The organism is Prevotella conceptionensis 9403948, from assembly GCF_000312305.1.
Lineage (GTDB): Bacteria > Bacteroidota > Bacteroidia > Bacteroidales > Bacteroidaceae > Prevotella > Prevotella conceptionensis.
In genome coordinates, this window is the sequence record NZ_HE999487.1 from 1 (window position 1) to 1,076 (window position 1,076).

The 1,076-nt window shown below is 46.7% G+C and carries 3 protein-coding genes; all 3 read left to right on the forward strand.

The window, feature by feature from the left end:
* On the forward strand, window positions 1-534 hold a 534-nt coding region (locus BN93_RS15840; RefSeq protein ID WP_019189256.1), incomplete at its 5' end, for a PcfJ domain-containing protein.
* A gap of 26 nt (window positions 535-560) precedes the next feature.
* The gene (locus BN93_RS15845; RefSeq protein WP_019189257.1) at window positions 561-815 is read left to right on the forward strand and encodes a hypothetical protein; all 255 of its coding nucleotides are present in this window, start codon (window positions 561-563) and stop codon (window positions 813-815) included.
* A gap of 4 nt (window positions 816-819) precedes the next feature.
* Window positions 820-1,076: hypothetical protein (locus BN93_RS15850; protein ID WP_019189258.1), on the forward strand; the 257-nt coding region annotated here is incomplete at its 3' end.

The window sequence follows — 1,076 nt, forward strand, 5'->3', positions numbered from 1 at the left end:
GACATAGAGGACATTTCAATTTGGTGCGACTATGTGGATATGCTCCGCAGATTGGGCAAGGACATACACAGCCCCAAGTATGTTTGCCCCACCGACCTGCATAGGGAACACGACCTAAGACAAAACGAACTCCGCAGACAAAGGGAAAAGGAAGAAAAGGAGAAGAAACGCAAAAAGGCAATGGAGGATGAAAAGCGTTTCCACGAACTCAAATCAAAGTTCTTCGGTATCTCATTCACGGATGGCACAATCCAAGTCCACGTTTTGGAGAGCGTTCAGGAACATTTGGATGAGGGTGTGGCAATGCACCATTGTGTGTTCGACAATGCCTACTATCTCAAAGAGAACTCGCTTATCCTTTCGGCGACCATTGAGGGTAGACGGATAGAAACGATTGAGGTTAATTTGGACACGCTCAAAGTGGTGCAAAGTCGTGGCGTGTGCAACAAGAATACGGAATATCACGACCAAATAGTGAGCCTTGTCAATGCCAATTGCAAATTGATTAGGCAGAGAATGAGAGCGACAGCATAAGCAACAATCACCAAAACATCACAGATATGAAAGCAGAAATAGAAAGCATCGTATGCAACTGGGCGGACGAGATACCCCATATCCTTGTAAGGGTAATCAATGCCATTACCTTATCCGCCAATGAGGAGGAACTGAGGGCAGCCGTCAAGCGGATAGCCGAAGAAACGGAACTCAACAAGTTCTTTGCCTATGGTTACGGCACACATCATTTTTGGCTTACCCACCGCAGGTTATCCAATGGAGAACCAATGGAACACAGATTATTAAAGGTTGAATTTTGAGAATATGAAAAAGAGAGTTTACAGAGTACGGACGCAGTATGTTTTCGAGGGAGTGTTTGAAGTCGTTGCCGAAAGCGAGGAGGAAGCACGGCAAAAGGTCATTCAGGATTGCGGATTGGTAATGGGCGGAAACGTTCACAGCACTCTTCCTGATGAGGAAATCAATTGGGCTTTCTCCATGCACCCCGAAGTAAGGACGGGACGAATAACCACTCAAGAAGAACGGACGGAGCAAAGCGGTCGGCAGATTTGCCGACCGCT